Genomic DNA, 14,500 nt, shown 5'->3' with positions numbered 1-14,500 from the left:
CGCCGGGGCCCCGAGCCTTTTCTTCACCTTGTAAACAAAAAGGTGGAACCCCCCTCCGACCTGCGGATTCCCCTCCGGCCCGCGGGCCACGCGCGGGCTGGAGGGCGGCCCGGTCCCGGGAGCCGGTTAGGCTCAGGGGGCTGAAGACAGCTGAAGAAGTCAGAGACGATCCTTTGACCAGAAGGAGACCCCCGTGCCGTCCATCGATGTCGTCGTAGCGCGCGAGATCCTCGACTCGCGAGGCAACCCAACGGTCGAGGTCGAGGTGGGCCTCGACGACGGCAGCACCGGCCGCGCGGCCGTGCCCTCGGGCGCCTCCACCGGCGCCTTCGAGGCGCTCGAGCTGCGGGACGGGGACCAGGCCCGCTACCTCGGCAAGGGCGTGGAGAAGGCCGTCCTCGCCGTCATCGAGCAGATCGGCCCCGAGCTCGTCGGCTACGACGCCACCGAGCAGCGGCTGATCGACCAGGCGATGTTCGACCTGGACGCCACCGCCGACAAGTCCTCGCTGGGCGCCAACGCCATCCTCGGCGTCTCGCTCGCCGTGGCGCACGCCGCCTCCGAGTCGCGCGACCTGCCGCTCTTCCGTTACCTCGGCGGCCCCAACGCGCACCTGCTGCCGGTGCCGATGATGAACATCCTCAACGGCGGCGCCCACGCCGACTCCAACGTGGACATCCAGGAGTTCATGATCGCGCCGATCGGCGCCGAGTCGTTCTCCGAGGCGGTCCGCTGGGGCGCCGAGACGTACCACACCCTCAAGAAGGTCCTCAAGGAGCGCGGTCTTGGCACCGGCCTGGGCGACGAGGGCGGCTTCGCGCCGAACCTGGAGTCCAACCGCGAGGCGCTCGACCTCATCGTCGAGGCCATCCAGAAGGCCGGCTACACCCCGGGACAGGACATCGCGCTGGCGCTGGACGTGGCCGCCACCGAGCTCTACTCGGACGGCGTCTACACCCTGGAGGGCAAGGCGCACACCGCCGAGGAGCTGACCGCCTACTACACCGAGCTGGTCCAGGCGTACCCGCTGGTGTCCATCGAGGACCCGCTGAGCGAGGAGGACTGGGAGGGCTGGGGGACCCTCACCGCCGCCCTCGGCGACAAGGTGCAGATCGTCGGCGACGACCTGTTCGTCACCAACCCCGAGCGGCTGCAGCGCGGCATCGACACCGCGGCCGCCAACGCGCTGCTGGTGAAGGTCAACCAGATCGGTTCGCTCACCGAGACCCTGGACGCCGTCGAGCTGGCCCAGCGCAACGGCTTCAAGTGCATGATGTCCCACCGCAGCGGCGAGACCGAGGACGTCACCATCGCCGACCTGGCCGTCGCCACCAACTGCGGCCAGATCAAGACGGGCGCCCCGGCGCGCTCGGAGCGGGTCGCCAAGTACAACCAGCTGATGCGGATCGAGGAGATCCTGGACGACGCCGCCGTCTACGCCGGCCGCAGCGCCTTCCCGCGCTTCCGCGGCTGACCCGCCGTTCTCACCCACCCGCGTCGTACCGTTGTCCCCGCCATCCGTCCCTTACGGTGGCGGGGACACGCTTTCCGCGGCCCGACCGGGTCGCACCCGCTGGCCGAAGAGGGAGGCGACGTGGCCGCGGACCGGGACCGGTTCTCCACCGCCACCAGACTCAGGGCGTTCGGTGAGCAGGCCGCCGAGCGCGTCTACCGGGCGCAGAGCCGCCGGCTGGAGCCCAAGCCGCGCCGCGGGCGGCTCACCGGGCGGGCCGCGGTGCTCGCCCTGGTGGTCTGCACGCTGATCGTGGCGCTGGCCTACCCGCTGCGCCAGTACGTCCAGCAGCGCTCCGACATCGCCGACCAGCGGCGGCTCGCCGAGGAGGCCGAGCGCCGGGTCGAGGAGCTGCGCGACGAGAAGGCGCGCTGGCAGGACGACGCCTACGTGCGGCGGCAGGCCCGCGAGCGGCTGCGGTACCTGATGCCGGGCGAGACCGGCTACGTACTGCCGGCCGACCCGGACGCGGAGGCCGCCGAGCGGTCGTCGGCCGACGCCGCGCGGTCACGCGCCGGGGGCGCCACGCCGGCGGCCCGCCCCTGGTACGAGAATCTGTGGGACGGCGTCGACCGCGCCGACGCGGTGCCGCAGGCCCGCTGACCCCCGACCCTCCGAGGCACAGCGACGAGTATGGAAACCCCGACCCCTGCCCCGACGCCGACCGACGCCGAGACCGTGCGGGCGCAGCTCGGCCGCCCGCCGCGCGGGCTGCGCGCCGTGGCGCACCGCTGCCCCTGCGGCAACCCCGACGTGGTGGAGACCGCGCCCCGGCTGCCGGACGGCACGCCGTTCCCCACCACCTACTACCTGACCTGCCCGCGTGCCGCCTCCGCCATCGGCACCCTGGAGGCCGACGGCGTGATGCGGGAGATGACCGCGCGGCTGGCCGAGGACCCCGAGCTGGCCGCCGCCTACCGGGCCGCGCACGAGGACTACGTCGCGCGCCGGGACGCCATCGAGGTGCTGCCCGGCTTCCCGAGCGCCGGCGGCATGCCGGACCGGGTCAAGTGCCTGCACGTGCTGGTCGCCCACTCCCTGGCGGCCGGGCCCGGCGTCAACCCGCTGGGTGACGAGGCCCTGGCGATGCTGCCCGAGTGGTGGCGCAAGGGGCCCTGCGTGGCGCGGCCGGCCGAGCCGGTGGCGGAGACGGTCTTCGAGCGGGAGGAAGCACCATGACGCGGGCTGCGGGGATCGACTGCGGCACCAACTCCATCCGGCTGCTGATCGCCGACGCCGACCCGGCGACCGGCCGGCTCACGGACCTGGAGCGGCGGATGGAGATCGTCCGCCTCGGGCAGGGCGTGGACCGCACGGGCCGGCTCGCGCCCGAGGCGCTGGAGCGCACCTTCGCGGCCTGCCGCGAGTACGCGGCGGCGATAGCGGCGCACGGCGTCACGCCGGACCGGGTGCGCTTCGTCGCCACCTCGGCCACCAGGGACGCCGCCAACCGTGACGAGTTCACCCGCGGCGTGCGGGAGATCCTGGGCGTGGCGCCCGAGGTGATCACCGGGGACGTGGAGGCCGCGCTCTCCTTCGACGGCGCCACCCGCGAGCTGGCGGCGCTGCCCGGGCTCACCGGCCCCTACCTGGTGCTCGACATCGGCGGCGGCTCCACCGAGTTCGTGCTCGGCGACGACGCGGTGCGTGCCGCCCGCAGCGTGGACATCGGCTGCGTGCGGCTCACCGAGCGGCACCTGCTGCGGGACGGCGTGATCGCCGACCCGCCGGGCCCCGAGCTGGTCGACGCCATGGCGGCCGACATCGACGCCGCGCTCGACCTGGCCGCCGAGCGGGTGCCGTTGACGGAGACCCACACGCTGGTCGGCCTCGCGGGCTCGGTCACCACGGTGGCCGCGATCGCGCTCGACCTGCCGGGCTACGACTCGGCCGCCATCCACCACGCGCGGATCCCGCTGGAGCGGGTGCGGGAGATCACCGAGCGGCTGCTCGCCGCCACCCACGAGGAGCGCGCCGCCATCCCCGTGATGCACCCGGGCCGGGTCGACGTGATCGGCGCCGGCGCGCTGGTGCTGCTCAGGGTCATGGAGCGGACGGGCGCCACGGAGGTCCTGGTCAGCGAGCACGACATTCTGGACGGCATCGCCCATCTGGCGGCGGGCGGGTAGGGCGGGTAGGGCCTCAGCCGAGACCGGGGTACGGCCGCTCCCGGCGGGCGGCGCCGAGGGCGGCGGCCCACCAGGACAGCTCGTCGAGCATCGTCGCGGCCGCCCGGCCGGGCTCACCGGGCTCCTTGAGGTTGCCTTCGCCGTCGAACAGCAGGTAGTAGCGCGGGAAGGAGACCACGTTGCGGACGGTGTGGGCGTGGAGTTCGCCGAAGACCTGCTTGAGCTGTTCGATCGCCAGCACGCCGCCCGTCCCGCCGCTGTAGCCGACGAAACCGATCGGCTTGGCCTGCCACTCGGTGTAGTGCCAGTCGATGGCCGCCTTCAGGGAGGCCGGGAAGCTGCGGTTGTACTCCGGGGTCAGCACCACGAAGGCGTCGGCCGCGCCAAGCCGGCCGGTCAGGTCCGCCATCTCGGCCGGCCGCGGCAGGTCAGGATCGACCGCCGGCGGCACGGGCGGCAGCGCCAGCGGCAGCGGGGCGTCGGCCAGGTCGATCAGGTCGACCTCGAACCCGCCGTGGGCGGCGACCTGTTCGGTGAACCAGCGGGCGACGACCGGTCCGAACCGGCCCTGCCGGACACTGCCCACGATCACCGCGAGCCTGAGGGGAGTGCTGGACATGTGCGTCTCCTGACTTCGGTACGTCCTGCGTGCGGTCTTCCGCGCCCCTCACGCTGCCGCCCCGGCGGGGGGCCAGGAAGACCGGACCCAGACTGGTAGTGACGGGGCCACCCTTGGCCAGGCCCTGCCCTGTTACGTTCGACGGGTGAGCGAGCACGACAACGAACTGGGCATCTTCCTGCGCGACCGCCGGGAGGCCGTGACCCCGGCCGAGGTCGGGCTGCCCGCCGGCGGGCGCCGCCGTACGCCGGGGCTGCGCCGGGCGGAGCTGGCCACCCTGGCCGGGGTCAGCGTCGAGTACCTCACCCGGCTGGAACAGGGGCGCGACCGCCGCCCTTCGGCTCCCGTGCTGTCCGCCCTGGCCGACGTGCTGCGGCTGGGCCTGAGCGAGCGCGTCCACCTGTACCGGCTCACCAAGGCCGTCGAGGGGTTCAGCTGCACCGGCGGCGACGCGCCGCCGCCGCCGGTCCGGGCCGTGCGTCCCACGGTCGAGGCCCTGCTCGCCCGCCTGGAACCGACCCCGGCCGTGCTGGTCAACCGGCTGAGCGAGGTGATCGCGCACACCGAGGGCTACGCGCGGCTGGTCGGCCCGCTCGGCCTGTTGGACGGCGCGCCGCCCAACCTGGCCCGCTTCGTCTTCACCGACGACCGCGCGCGAACCGTCTTCCCCGACTGGGAGCACGTCGCCGACCAGCAGGTGGCCGCGTTGAAGCAGGGTCCTTTCCGGGGTGACGCGCACATGGCCGCGCTGGCCGACGAGCTGACCGTGGCGGCCGGCGCGGCGTTCGCCGGCCGGGTGGCCACCGTCCCGGGCCTGCCCAGTCCCAGCGGCGTGACGCGGCTCGTCCACCCGGAGGCGGGCGAGCTGCGCCTGGCGTACGAGACGCTGGACCTCACCGCCGACGACCAGCGCGTCCTGGTCCACCTGCCGGCCGACGAGGCCACCGCCGCGGCCGTGGACCGGCTCTCCGGGGCGGGGTCCCGCGCCCTCCGGGCCGTCCCGGCCTGAGCGGCCGACCCGCCGCCACGCGGGCCCCGGAAGAAGCCTCGTGAAGTTTTTCACATGGGGATCGGCCCCGAAACCACCCCGCTGGGGCAGGTCGGGGCCGGATTGCCCGACAACGGCCGGTTCGCGCCCCGGTGATGGGCGCTTCCCGGCCGGCGGCGACCGGCCCACGGCGGCGCCGCGTGATCGGCGAAAGGGCCTCTGAGGAGCGGGTTCGCCACCGGGGCGACCCCCGCCCCCGGCCAAGCCAGGCAAAGGGCCGCGCAGTGTAGCAGAACACCCCGCCAACCTTGTGAAGCCCCTCACGAGGGGGGTGCGGAGGTCGGGTGGATACTCGATGGCATGAGCACCACGGAGCGTCCCCGAATCCTCGTCGTTGGTGGCGGGTACGTCGGTATGTACGCGGCCCGCCGCATCCTCAAGAAGATGCGCTACGGCGAGGCAACCGTCACCGTCGTCGACCCGCGCTCGTACATGACCTACCAGCCCTTCCTCCCCGAGGCGGCGGCCGGAAGCATCTCCCCGCGTCACGTCGTGGTGCCGCTGCGCCGGGTGCTCCCCAAGGCCGAGGTCCTCACCGGTCGGGTCACCTCCATCGACCAGGACCGCAAGGTCGCCAGCGTGGCGCCCCTCGTGGGCCAGCCGTACGAGGTCCCCTTCGACTACCTGGTGGTCGCGCTCGGCGCGGTCTCCCGCACCTTCCCGATCCCCGGCCTCGCCGAGCAGGGCATCGGCATGAAGGGCGTCGAGGAGGCCATCGGCCTGCGCAACCACGTGCTCGAGCAGCTGGACAAGGCCGACTCGACCACCGACGAGGAGGTCCGCCGCAAGGCGCTGACCTTCGTCTTCGTCGGCGGCGGCTTCGCCGGCGCCGAGACCATCGGCGAGGTCGAGGACATGGCGCGGGACGCCACCAAGTACTACCCGACCATCAAGCGCGAGGACATGCGCTTCGTGCTGGTCGACGTCGCCGACCGGATCCTCCCCGAGGTCGGGCCCAAGCTCGGCGAGTGGGGCCTGGAGCACCTGAAGGCGCGCGGTATCGAGGTGCACCTCAAGACCTCGGTGAAGTCCTGCGTGGACGGGCACGTCGAGCTGAGCAACGACGTGACGGCCGACTCCAACACCATCGTGTGGACCGCGGGCGTCAAGCCCAACCCGGCGCTGGCCCGCTACGGCCTGCCGCTCGGCCCGCGCGGCCACGTGGACACCCAGCCCACCCTCCAGGTGGTCGGCACCGACTACATCTGGTCGGCCGGCGACAACGCCCAGGTGCCCGACCTGGCGGCCCGCGCCGCCGGCGTGGAGAACGCCTGGTGCCCGCCGAACGCGCAGCACGCGCTGCGGCAGGCCAAGGTGCTCGGCGACAACGTCATCTCCGGGATGCGCGGCTTCCCGCAGAAGGAGTACAAGCACGCCAGCATGGGCGCGGTGGCCGGCCTCGGCCTCCGCAAGGGCGTGGCCATGATCAAGCTGGGCAAGCTGACCTTCCGCTTCCGCGGCCGGCTCGGCTGGTACCTGCACCGCGGCTACCACGGCATGGCCGTGCCGACCTGGAACCGCAAGATCCGGGTCTTCGCCGACTGGACCCTCGCCCTCTTCCTCAAGCGCGAGGTCGTCTCGCTCGGCGCGGTGGAGCACCCGCGCGAGGAGTTCTACGAGGCGGCCGCGCCGGTCACGGCCGCGGCGACCAAGCAGGTCGACCGGAAGGTCGAGGAGCAGCCCAAGGCCAAGGCCGCCGGCTGACACACCAGACCACGGCGTCCCGGAGGGGCGGACGGCTTCGGCCGGCCGCCCCTTCGGCCGTTCCGCCCGCCATGCGCTCGAAAGGCGGAATGGACGGTGCGGTAAGGGCGTTTCGGGAGGGTCTCGGTGCCAAGGTGGGCGGGGACGTGCCCCGTCCCGACTCCTGGAGGTGTGTCCCGAATGAGCGCTGCACCACGGATCGCCGCACTCGTCGAGCGGCTGCTCGGCGCGCCACCCCCCGTACTGATCCGCGCCTGGGACGGCAGCGAGGCCGGTCCCCAGGGCGCGCCCGTCGTGGTGGTCCGGCACCCGCGCGCCCTGCGCAGAATGCTCTTCCGGCCGGGCGAACTCGGCCTGGCCCGCGCCTGGGTGGCCGGCGAGCTCGACGTGGAGGGCGAGCTCTACCCGGCGCTCGACGTGATCTCGGGGATGGTCTGGAACCGCCCGGAGGGCGTGGCGCCGGCCGGCCGGTCCCTGCTCGCCGCCGGACGCGAGCTGCTGGCGCTCGCCGGGCCGGTCCCCGTGCCCCCGCCGCCGCCCCGCGAGGAGGTGCGCCGCCGCACCGGGCCGCTGCACTCGTTGCGCCGCGACCGGCAGGCCATCAGCCACCACTACGACGTGGGCAACGACTTCTACGAGCTCGTCCTCGGCCCCTCGATGGTCTACTCCTGCGCCGTGTTCGGCACCGCCGGCGACACCCTGGAGACGGCCCAGGCGAACAAGCTCGACCTGATCTGCCGCAAGCTCGACCTGCGCGAGGGCCAGCGGCTGCTGGACGTCGGCTGCGGCTGGGGCTCGCTGGCGCTGCACGCGGCCCGCGAGTACGGCGCCCGGGTGGTCGGCATCACGCTCTCCACGGAGCAGGCCGAGTACGCGCGGACCCGGGCCACCAAGGAGGGCCTGGAGGACCGGGTGGAGTTCCGGGTCCAGGACTACCGGGAGACCGACGACGGGCCCTTTGACGCGATCTCCTCGGTCGGGATGGCCGAGCACGTCGGCACCGCCCGCTACCGCGAGTACGCCGGGCAGCTGTTCGGGCTGCTGCGCGAGGGCGGCCGGCTGCTCAACCACCAGATCGCCCGCCGCCCCATGAAGGACGAGTCCAGCTACCGGATCGACCCGTTCATCGACGCCTACGTCTTCCCGGACGGCGAACTCGCCCCGGTCGGGCGGACGGTGACCCTGCTGGAGCGGGCCGGCTTCGAGGTCCGCGACCTGGAGTCGCTGCGCGAGCACTACGCCCTGACGCTGCGGCAGTGGGTGCGGAACCTGGAGGAGCGCTGGGAGGAGGCCGTCCGGCTCACCAGCCCGGGCCGGGCCCGGGTCTGGCGGCTCTACATGGCCGCCTCCGCCCTCTCCTTCGAACGCGGGCACATCGGCGTCAACCAGGTCCTCGCCGTCCGCCCGCCGGCCACCGGGGCCTCCGGGCTGCCGCTGCGCACGCGGGACTGGCGCCCGGCAGGCGGCACCGAGAAGGACCTGGCGGCGTAACCGCGACCGTCGGTGCCCAGGCCCCGTGCCACCCCCCGTGGCGGGCGCGGGACCTGGGCACCGGCCGGCCGGCTCAGTCGGCCTTGATGGCCTCCAGCATGTTGAGCTTCGCGGCGCGCCTGGCCGGCCACAGCGCGGCCAGCACACCGACCAGGGCGGCCAGCAGCAGGAAGACCGCCAGCCGGTCCCAGGGCAGCAGGAACTCGTAGGTGGCGAGCGAGCCGCGCATCATCTCGCCGACGGCCCAGCCGAAGAACACCCCGAGGCCGACCCCGAGCACGCCGCCGAAGAGCGCGATCACGATGGACTCGATGCGCACCATCCGCTTGGTGGAGCGGCGGTCGAGGCCGATCGCGCGCAGCATCCCGATCTCCTGGCGACGCTCGAAGACCGACATCGCCAGCGTGTTGATCACGCCGAGCACCGCGACGACGACCGCCATCGCGAGCAGGCCGTAGAGCATGTTGAGCATCAGCGTGAAGACGTACGCGATGTCCTCGGCGACGTCCTCCTCGTCCTGCACCAGGATCGCCGGGTTGTCGCCGAGCGCCGCCTCCAGGGACTGCTTGACCTCGTCGGTGGCGCCGTCGGCGGTGGACACCATCACCTGGAAGTCCTCGATCCGGTCCAGGTGCGGGTCGAGCGTGGCGTTGTCGAGGATGATGCCGCGCATCATCTCGCTGTCCTCGTAGAGACCGGTGATCGTCAGCCGCCCCGGCTGCCCGTCCTCGTAGGTGACGTCGAACGAGTCGCCCATGCCCAGGCCGAGGCTCTCGGCGGTGGCGGTGTCCACCACCGCGTTCTCCCCGGCGAGGCCCTCGAAGGAGCCCTCGGTGAACTCGGGGCTGACGAGGTTTCCGATGGCCGCGCCGTTGACGCCGGTCAGCATCTCGGTGTCGTCGCCGCCCGCCACCCTGGCCGGCGAGGCGCGCAGCCCGCTGACGCCGGTGACCCCCGGCTGCTCGGCCAGCGTCTCGGCCACCTCGGGGCTGAGGGGCGCGAAGTTGGCCATGGAGACCACGTAGTCGGAGCTGAGGGTCTGGGCCGCCATCTTCTCGATGGCGTTGGACACGGTGCCGGCTATCACGGTCAGTCCGGTGATCAGGGTCAGGCCGATCATCAGCGCGGACGCGGTGGCGGCGGTACGGCGCGGGTTGCGCACCGCGTTGAGCCTGGCGAGCTTGCCCGACACCCCGAACAACCGCAGCAGCGGGCTCGCCAGGGCGATCACCGGGCGGGAGAGCAGCGGCGTGAGCACGAAGACGCCGATGACCAGCAGGGCGGCGCCGCCGCCCATGGTGGCGCCGCTGTCGTCCCGGTCGATGCCGGCGAGCACCAGGGCGGCGCCGGCCCCGGCCAGCAGCGCGCCGATGGTGTTGCGCACCAGCAGCCCCCGGACGGTGGGTGCGGCGTGCACGCTGTTCATCGCGGCGACCGGCGGGATCTTGGCGGCTCGGCGCGCCGGCAGGTAGGCGGCGAGCATGGTCACCACGACGGCCACCACGAGCGAGGCGAGCACGGCGGAGCCGGAGACCACCAGCGGGCCCTCGGGGATCGTCAGGTCGAAGGAGTTCATCAGGGAGCGGAACCCGGCGGCGATGCCGACGCCGGCCGCGAAGCCGGACAGGCCGGCGACCACGCCGACGGCCAGCGCCTCGATCAGCACCGACCTGGTGACCTGGCGGCGGCTGGCGCCGACCGCCCGCATCAGGGCCAGCTCCCGGGTGCGCTGGGCGACCAGCATGGTGAAGGTGTTGGCGATGATGAAGATGCCGACGAACAGCGAGATGCCGGCGAAGGCGAGCAGCCCGGTGCGCATGCCGCTGGTGGTCGCCTCGATGTCAGCGGCCTGCTCGTCGGCGAGCTCCTGTCCTGTCATGGCCTCGGCGTCGGCCGGCAGCAGTGGCTCCACCTCGTCGAAAAGACCGGCCTGCGAGGTGCCGTCCGCCGCCTCCAGGGTGATCCTGGTGAACTCGCCCGGCAGGGCGAACAGTTCCTGTGCGGTGGCGGTGTCGTAGAGCACCAGCGAGCCGCCGGCGGCGACCGTGCCGTCCTCGGTGGTGAAGACGCCGGTGATGGTCTCCTCGCGGACCGGGCCGTTCACCGAGACGCGGGCGGTGTCGCCCACCTGGTACCCGGTGCGCTCGGCGGTGTGCGCGTCGATGGCTATCTCGCCTGGCCCGGCGGGCGCGCGCCCTTCGGCCATCGGGTACCGGGCGTCGGTGCCGGCGCCGTCCGGCCCGGCGTAGTAGTTGGCGCCGGTGGTGGACCAGCCGTCCCCGACCAGGTCGCCCTCCTTGTCGGCGAGCGCGGCGAAGCCGGTGACCTCGCCGGTGGCGGCGGCGACGCCGGGCAGCGCGGCGACCTGGTCGAGCAGCCCCTGGTCGAGGTTGGCCGCGCCGCGCGGGTCGTCCTCGGCGGCCTCGCTGTCGGCGTCCGGCTGGATGGCGAGGTCGACGTGGGTGAGGGACCGCTCGGCGCTGCGCTGGAACGCCTCGGAGATGGTGGAGGTGAAGACGAGCGTGCCGGAGACGAAGGCGACGCCGAGCAACACGGCGAGCGTGGTCATCAGCAGCCGGGCCTTGTGCGCGAGCACGTTGCGCAAGGCGGTTCGGAGCATGGGGAGTCCAGGTGAGTGGTTCGCCCACCGGCACCCTGGCCGGGGACGTACGGACGGTGGAAGTCGGGGAGTCGGCGCCGGACCGCGCCCGGCCAGGACCTGCCGCGGGCCGTCAGGCCGGAGACCTTCGGGGCGGGCCGCCAGGCCTAACTGGTGCGGCCCTTGGCGTCGAACCGCTTCATGTGCTCCAGGACCCGCTCGGCGGTCGGCTCCGGCATGTCGTCGACGACGCGGCCGTCGGCCAGGAAGACCACGCGGTCCGCGTAGGCGGCGGCGACCGGGTCGTGGGTCACCATCACCACGGTCTGGCCGAGCTCGCGCACCGAGTTCCGCAGGAAGCCGAGGATCTCGGCGCCGGCGCGCGAGTCCAGGTTGCCGGTCGGCTCGTCGCCGAAGATGATCTCCGGTCGGGCGGCCAGCGCCCTGGCGACCGCGACCCGCTGCTGCTGGCCGCCGGAGAGCTGGTTCGGCCGGTGCTTGAGCCGGTCGGCGAGGCCGACCGTGGCCACCACCCGGTCCAGCCACGCCTTGTCGGGCTTGCGGCCGGCGATGGACATGGGGAGCGTGATGTTCTCCAGGGCGCTGAGCGTCGGCAGCAGGTTGAACGCCTGGAAGATGAAGCCGATCCGGTCGCGCCGCAGTTGGGTGAGCTTCTTGTCCTTGAGGCCCGAGAGCTCGGTGTCGCCGATGCGGGCCGAGCCGGACGATATCGAGTCGAGGCCGGCCATGCAGTGCATCAGCGTGGACTTGCCGGAGCCCGAGGGGCCCATGATCGCGGTGAACTCGGCCTGCCGGAAGTCCACGGAGACGTGATCGAGGGCGACCACCCTGGTCTCGCCCTCCCCGTAGACCTTGGTGAGGTCCCTGGCCTGGGCCGCCACGGCCGAGGTGGACGCGGTGTGCGGGGCGGCGGCGATGCTGGACACGTGGTTCTCCTGTCGGGACGGGGGCAGGCACCCTCCATCGTGGTGCACGGCCGGGCCCCCGGGGATCAGCCTCCGTGCGGGTTCTGGCGAGTTCTTCGGAGGGACGGCCGGGAACCGCGCGTCATACCTGAGGAGGAGGTCATCCTGTGTGCCCGGAAGGATGCGGAGGGTTGATTTGCGTCAATCCTCGGTGGGGCCAGGGAGTTGGGTGGGGGGACGAAGCGGCATGTGGCCGGGCGGTCAGTGTCTGATGAGCCATCAGGAGCTCATAAAATCAGACAACATCGGCCTGGGGCACCGGTGTTCGGGCGAATCTGCCAGTTAAGCTCAGTAGACGCCTCAGGCGCGCACGGCGCCCGGAACGGCTTGGGATCTGTGCCCGGATGGTGGAATGCAGACACGGTGAGCTTAAAACTCGCTGGCCTTCGGGCCGTGCCGGTTCAAGTCCGGCTCCGGGCACACCAGGCGCCAAGCCGCTGACCTGCGAGAAGGTCGTACTCCGCCGCCTCGGCCGCGGCGTGTTCACGGTCGGTCGACCCCGTCGGTCCAGCCGGGCCCCAGCGTGTGGCCGCCGTTGATCCTGACGCGTTCACCCGTGACGAAGGACGCCTCGGGCGAGGCGAGGAAGCACACCGCCGCGGCGATGTCCTCGGGCCGGCCCATGCGGCCCATCGGCACGGCGGCCGCGTAGGCCGCCAGGGAGGCGGGACTCGCCCCGGCGTGCCGCTCGACCGGTATCCAGCCGGGGGCGACGGTGTTCACGGTGATCCCGTACGGGCCCAGGGCGCGGGCCCAGCACTCGGTCAGGGCGTGTTGGGCCGCCTTGGCCGCCACATAGGCCGCCATCTCGGGCAGGGCGCGCTCGAGGACGTCCGAGCCGATCTGGATGATCCGGCCGCCACCGCGTTCCCGCATGGCGGGCAGCGTCGCCCGCATCAACAGCGTGGGGCTCTTGACGAAGAACGTCAGCTGGGCGAGGTGGTCATCCCAGGTCACCTCCTTCGGGTCCAACTGGGGCTGCGGACCCGTGGCGTTGACGACGAGCGTGGTGACGGGGCCCAGCCGGTCCGTGACGTCCGCGACCAGCGCCGTCACGGCGGCCTCGTCCGTCACGTCCGCGGCGAACGCCTCGGCCGTCCCACCCGCCGCGCGGATGTCCGCCACCACCTCGCGGGCCGCGGCGCCGTCCGTCCGGTAGTTGAGGGCCACCGCGTGTCCCTCGGCGGCGAGACGGCGGGCGATGACGGCCCCGAGGCCACGGGAGGCCCCGGTGACCAGGGCGGTTCCGGTACTGGCTGCGTTCGACATGCCGTCACGATAGGTCGGTGGGACGCGGCAGGGCCATGCTCGGTGCCGGCCGGAAACCGGAGGGGTTACGGTCCGGTACGGGAACCTTCAAACCCCTTTCGCTCGTTTCTCCGACTGCACTACCGTGCAGTCTTTGCTAACGCATTACTCTGGTAGTCAAGGTCGTGCCGTGCGGCCATGGAGGAGTGAGATGAGGAGCAGCAACCCGGTCTTCACGCGTCGGGGGTTCAGTCGGGACGGTGGCTACGCCGGCTTCAACGCCGGGCCGCAGCTGCAGACCGGGAATCCGTACGCGGGTAGCCCGACCAACCCCTACGCGCAGCCGGGTAACCCGTATGCGCAGCCGCAGGTGGGCCCCGCTGGCGGATACGTGCCGCCCGCCCCCACGCGCGCCGGTGTGATGACGATCGACAGTGTCGTCTCCCGCACCGCCATCACCCTGGGCACCGTCGTCGTCGCCGCGGCGGCCGCCTGGATCACGGACATGCCGGTCGGCGTCGGTGTGCTCTTCGCCCTCGTGGCGCTGGGCCTCGGCCTCTGGCAGTCCTTCAAGCGTGAGCCGTCCCCCGCGCTGATCATGGCGTACGCCGTGGCGGAGGGCCTCTTCCTCGGCACCATCAGCAACGCCATCAACGCGGTGGCGCCCGGCGCGGCCATGCAGGCCGTGATCGGCACCATGGCGGTCTTCGCCGGCGTGCTGTTCATGTACAAGCAGCGGATCATCCGCGTCACCCAGCGCTTCACCCAGTTCGTGCTGGCCGCGGCCCTGGGCTTCGTGCTCCTCTCCATGGTCAACCTGATCGTGGCCATGATCGGCGGTGGCAACGGCCTGGGCCTGCGTGACGGCGGCCTCGGCATCCTGTTCGGCATCGCCGGCGTGGTGCTCGGCGCCTGCTTCCTCGCCCTGGACTTCAAGCAGGTCGAGGACGGCATCGCGTACGGCGCCCCGGAGAAGGAGGCCTGGCTGGCCGCCTTCGGCCTGACCCTGACGCTGGTCTGGATCTACCTGGAGTTCCTGCGCCTGGTGGCCATCCTGCAAGGGGACTGACCCACGGCTGTTCGAGGGGCCCGGCGAGACGACGTCTCGCCTGGCCGCCACCCGCGCGCTGTGGCCCGAACTGCCCGGGGTGGCGGGGGCGTTC

The 14,500-nt window shown here is 72.7% G+C and carries 12 protein-coding genes and 1 tRNA gene; 9 read left to right on the top strand and 4 right to left on the bottom strand.

From position 1 onward, the window contains the following. The first annotated feature begins 193 nt into the window (after window positions 1–193). The 4 genes from eno to ACFWI8_RS16195 all read left to right on the top strand — a co-directional run bounded on the left by eno (window position 194) and on the right by ACFWI8_RS16195 (window position 3,642). The gene (gene eno / locus ACFWI8_RS16210; protein ID WP_387091149.1) at window positions 194–1,474 is read left to right on the top strand and encodes a phosphopyruvate hydratase; all 1,281 of its coding nucleotides are present in this window, start codon (window positions 194–196) and stop codon (window positions 1,472–1,474) included. A 120-nt stretch (window positions 1,475–1,594) separates the two neighbouring features. Continuing rightward, window positions 1,595–2,116, top strand: coding sequence for a septum formation initiator family protein (locus tag ACFWI8_RS16205; RefSeq protein ID WP_387091146.1), 522 nt, complete (start codon window positions 1,595–1,597; stop codon window positions 2,114–2,116). 30 nt (window positions 2,117–2,146) lie between these two features. Then, window positions 2,147–2,692, top strand: a complete 546-nt coding sequence (locus tag ACFWI8_RS16200) for a DUF501 domain-containing protein (RefSeq protein WP_387091143.1) — start codon at window positions 2,147–2,149, stop codon at window positions 2,690–2,692. Further along, window positions 2,689–3,642 carry an exopolyphosphatase gene (locus ACFWI8_RS16195; RefSeq protein ID WP_387091140.1) on the top strand — a complete coding sequence of 318 codons (954 nt, stop codon included), beginning with the start codon at window positions 2,689–2,691 and terminating at the stop codon, window positions 3,640–3,642. Before ACFWI8_RS16200 ends, ACFWI8_RS16195 begins: the two co-directional genes overlap by 4 nt. A 13-nt stretch (window positions 3,643–3,655) precedes the next feature. Here ACFWI8_RS16195 and ACFWI8_RS16190 read toward each other — a convergent pair whose 3' ends face one another. Beyond that, complete coding sequence (locus tag ACFWI8_RS16190) at window positions 3,656–4,261, bottom strand: NADPH-dependent FMN reductase (RefSeq protein WP_387091137.1); 606 nt, start codon at window positions 4,259–4,261, stop codon at window positions 3,656–3,658. 145 nt (window positions 4,262–4,406) lie between these two features. Here ACFWI8_RS16190 and ACFWI8_RS16185 point away from each other — a divergent pair, with 145 nt between their 5' ends. From ACFWI8_RS16185 to ACFWI8_RS16175, 3 genes are all read left to right on the top strand, one after another. Next, entirely contained in the window at window positions 4,407–5,270 is an 864-nt protein-coding gene (locus ACFWI8_RS16185) for a helix-turn-helix domain-containing protein (RefSeq protein WP_387091134.1), read from the top strand. Window positions 5,271–5,609: 339 nt separating this feature from the next. Beyond that, the gene (locus tag ACFWI8_RS16180) at window positions 5,610–7,013 is read left to right on the top strand and encodes an NAD(P)/FAD-dependent oxidoreductase (protein WP_387091131.1); all 1,404 of its coding nucleotides are present in this window, start codon (window positions 5,610–5,612) and stop codon (window positions 7,011–7,013) included. 180 nt (window positions 7,014–7,193) lie between these two features. After that, on the top strand, window positions 7,194–8,504 hold the full coding sequence (locus tag ACFWI8_RS16175) for a class I SAM-dependent methyltransferase (RefSeq protein ID WP_387091128.1): 1,311 nt from the start codon (window positions 7,194–7,196) through the stop codon (window positions 8,502–8,504). A 73-nt stretch (window positions 8,505–8,577) separates the two neighbouring features. Here the strand turns inward: ACFWI8_RS16175 and ACFWI8_RS16170 are convergent, their stop codons facing one another. Further along, window positions 8,578–11,124, bottom strand: coding sequence for an ABC transporter permease (locus ACFWI8_RS16170; RefSeq protein ID WP_387091125.1), 2,547 nt, complete (start codon window positions 11,122–11,124; stop codon window positions 8,578–8,580). A 146-nt stretch (window positions 11,125–11,270) separates the two neighbouring features. After that, window positions 11,271–12,050 carry an ABC transporter ATP-binding protein gene (locus ACFWI8_RS16165; RefSeq protein ID WP_387091122.1) on the bottom strand — a complete coding sequence of 260 codons (780 nt, stop codon included), beginning with the start codon at window positions 12,048–12,050 and terminating at the stop codon, window positions 11,271–11,273. Window positions 12,051–12,427: 377 nt separating this feature from the next. On the opposite strand from ACFWI8_RS16165, the gene ACFWI8_RS16160 reads away from it, so the two are divergent. Beyond that, window positions 12,428–12,509, top strand: a tRNA-Leu gene (locus tag ACFWI8_RS16160). Window positions 12,510–12,572: 63 nt separating this feature from the next. On the opposite strand, the gene ACFWI8_RS16155 is transcribed toward ACFWI8_RS16160, so the two are convergent. Next, window positions 12,573–13,358: an SDR family NAD(P)-dependent oxidoreductase gene (locus tag ACFWI8_RS16155; protein ID WP_387091120.1), complete on the bottom strand. Its 786-nt coding sequence runs from the start codon at window positions 13,356–13,358 to the stop codon at window positions 12,573–12,575. A 190-nt stretch (window positions 13,359–13,548) separates the two neighbouring features. Between ACFWI8_RS16155 and ACFWI8_RS16150 the strand changes: the two genes are divergently transcribed. Next, window positions 13,549–14,406: a Bax inhibitor-1/YccA family protein gene (locus ACFWI8_RS16150; protein WP_387091117.1), complete on the top strand. Its 858-nt coding sequence runs from the start codon at window positions 13,549–13,551 to the stop codon at window positions 14,404–14,406. Window positions 14,407–14,500 lie beyond the last annotated feature (94 nt).

The sequence above is a fragment of the Streptomyces sp. NPDC127098 genome, assembly GCF_042722465.1.
Taxonomy (GTDB): domain Bacteria; phylum Actinomycetota; class Actinomycetes; order Streptomycetales; family Streptomycetaceae; genus Streptomyces; species Streptomyces millisiae.
Note: the sequence above shows the minus strand (reverse complement) of the source record. Positions and strands in the feature narration are given on the sequence as shown.

Excerpts from the sequence above, each read along its gene's own strand:
- ACFWI8_RS16155 (WP_387091120.1), bottom strand. The coding sequence starts at position 13,358 with ATGTCGAACGCAGCCAGTACCGGAACCGCCCTGGTCACCGGGGCCTCC.
- ACFWI8_RS16150 (WP_387091117.1), top strand. The coding sequence starts at position 13,549 with ATGAGGAGCAGCAACCCGGTCTTCACGCGTCGGGGGTTCAGTCGGGAC.
- ACFWI8_RS16170 (WP_387091125.1), bottom strand. The coding sequence starts at position 11,124 with ATGCTCCGAACCGCCTTGCGCAACGTGCTCGCGCACAAGGCCCGGCTG.
- ACFWI8_RS16190 (WP_387091137.1), bottom strand. The coding sequence starts at position 4,261 with ATGTCCAGCACTCCCCTCAGGCTCGCGGTGATCGTGGGCAGTGTCCGG.
- ACFWI8_RS16175 (WP_387091128.1), top strand. The coding sequence starts at position 7,194 with ATGAGCGCTGCACCACGGATCGCCGCACTCGTCGAGCGGCTGCTCGGC.
- ACFWI8_RS16195 (WP_387091140.1), top strand. The coding sequence starts at position 2,689 with ATGACGCGGGCTGCGGGGATCGACTGCGGCACCAACTCCATCCGGCTG.
- ACFWI8_RS16200 (WP_387091143.1), top strand. The coding sequence starts at position 2,147 with ATGGAAACCCCGACCCCTGCCCCGACGCCGACCGACGCCGAGACCGTG.
- ACFWI8_RS16180 (WP_387091131.1), top strand. The coding sequence starts at position 5,610 with ATGAGCACCACGGAGCGTCCCCGAATCCTCGTCGTTGGTGGCGGGTAC.